Genomic DNA, 2,046 nt, shown 5'->3' with positions numbered 1-2,046 from the left:
GCCCATCGTTCCCAGCGAAAGCCGCCAGCGCATGCGCGACGGCACGGAGCTATTGCTGCGTACCTGGCAACCCGATCCCGAAGCCTTTCCCGAAACCACCGGCTCGCTGCTGCTGGTGCATGGCCTGGCGGAACATTGCGGCCGCTACCAGCACGTGGCCGAGCTGCTATGCGGCCTGGGCCTGCGCGTGCGCGCCTACGACCAGCGCGGCCACGGCGCCAGCGGCGGCCGGCGCATGGCGGCCGAACATCCGGATATCTTTGTCGACGATCTCACCGAGATCCATGATGCCGCCGTGAGCCAGTGGAAGGAGCTGCCGTTCCTGCTGGGCCACAGCATGGGCGGCCTGGTGGCGGCGCGCTTCGCCACCGCGCGGGTGCGCCCGATCCGCGCGCTGGTGCTGTCTTCGCCGGCGCTGGCCTTGCGGCTGTCCGGCCCGATGCTGGCACTGCACCGCACGCTGCTGGCGCTGGCGCCGCGCCTGCGCGTACCCAACCCGATCGATGCGCGCTATCTGTCGCACGATACCGCCGTGGTGGCGCGCTATCGCGCCGATCCGCTGGTGCAGGGCACCATCAGCGCCGGCGTGCTGGAGAGCTTCGTGCGCGGCATGGCGCAGGCACGAACCGATGCGCCGCTGCTGGAAGCGCCCACGCTGATGCTGGTGGCCGGCGACGATCGCATCGTCGACCCGGCCGGCAGCCGCCGATTTGCCGCGGATGCGCCGAAGGACCTGTGCGAAATGGTCTGGTTCGGCCATGGCTACCACGAGATCTTCAACGAGGCGGAGCCGCTGCGCAGCGAAGTCTTTGCGGCCTTGACGGGCTGGTTGCGCAGTCATCTGCAGCCGGTGCCGGACGCGCGCTGAAGCGCTGGCCTGGGCATTACGAGCGGAACACCGACTCGGCGATGCCGAACACGGCGGCGATCACCGGATCGTCGCGCCGCGCGGCCAGGGCCACCAGCGTGAGTTCGGTCTGCACCGACATGCCTTCCACCACGACCAGTCCATGCGCGTGCGACTCGCTGAGCGCAATCGCGTCGCGCACCAGCGACAGGCCCACGCCCGAGCGCACCAGGTCGAGCATCGACGCTTCCTGATCCACTTGCGCGACCTTGTTCGGCACCGCGCCCGCTGCGGCGAAGCGCGCCGACAGCAGGCGGTTGTGCGCGGATTCGGGCGGGGTCCAGATCCACGGCAGGGCGGCAAGCTGGGCCCAGGAGCGCGACGCCACGCGATCCTTCCATCCCTTGGGCGCGACCACGTAGTAGGAGAACGGCGTCAGCGTCAGCGCGCAGTACGAGGCGTCGGGCGCGGGCCCCAGGTAGAAGCCCACATCCAGCGCCCCGCTGCGCACTTGCTGCAGGACCCATCCCGACATGCCGTGGCGCAGTTCCGTGCGGATCTGCGGATAGCGCTCGACCAGCCGGTGCAGCATGACGCCAAGCCGCGTGAATTCCGGGTCGAGGATGGTGCCGATGGCGAGCTTCCCGCGCACGGTCTGGTGCATGGCGCTGACCGTATGCTGCAGATCGCCCACGCCGGCGAGGATGCGCTCGGCCAGCGGCAGCAGCGCGGCGCCGTCGGCGGTCAGTGTCAGGCCGCTCGCGGTACGCGCGAAGAGCGCGATCCGCCATGACGATTGCAGCGCTTTGAGCTGCAGGCTGACGGCCGGCTGCGTCAGGTGCAGGCGTTGCGCGGCGCGGGTGAGGTTGCCCTCGCGCGCGACCGTGACGAAGGCGCGCAGGTGATGAAGGTCCATGAGGCGGGGGCGGATAGGCGAGGCGAAGGCGGGCGCTGGCCGGCGCGCAGCGCGAATGCCGCGCCGCAATATTTTGCGTGGCTTATATTGTGTTTGACGATAAATCATTGGACGGGCGAGTGCAACTGCGCCACGCTTGCCGTCATCGCTGCCTGCATCCGGTTGGCCGGTGCGGCAAGACAAGGATCCGGGCGGCCCGGGCCGAACTTTTTCCGGCACCGTCCGTCATTACCAGACGCAAAGACAGAAGGAGCTTTATCGTGGCAGAGACGCTTGCGCTGAC

At 69.1% G+C, this 2,046-nt stretch carries 2 protein-coding genes; one reads left to right on the top strand and one right to left on the bottom strand.

Annotated features, from left to right (window positions below; genetic code table 11):
- The first annotated feature begins 4 nt into the window (after positions 1-4).
- The gene (locus P3W85_RS36585) at positions 5-868 is read left to right on the top strand and encodes an alpha/beta hydrolase (RefSeq protein WP_276268372.1); all 864 of its coding nucleotides are present in this window, start codon (positions 5-7) and stop codon (positions 866-868) included.
- Between the two features lie 16 nt (positions 869-884).
- On the opposite strand, the gene P3W85_RS36580 is transcribed toward P3W85_RS36585, so the two are convergent.
- Positions 885-1,763 carry a LysR family transcriptional regulator gene (locus P3W85_RS36580; protein WP_276268371.1) on the bottom strand — a complete coding sequence of 293 codons (879 nt, stop codon included), beginning with the start codon at positions 1,761-1,763 and terminating at the stop codon, positions 885-887.
- Positions 1,764-2,046 lie beyond the last annotated feature (283 nt).

The sequence above is a fragment of the Cupriavidus basilensis genome (assembly GCF_029335485.1).
In the GTDB taxonomy this organism is placed as follows: domain Bacteria; phylum Pseudomonadota; class Gammaproteobacteria; order Burkholderiales; family Burkholderiaceae; genus Cupriavidus; species Cupriavidus basilensis_E.
Note: the sequence above shows the minus strand (reverse complement) of the source record. Positions and strands in the feature narration are given on the sequence as shown.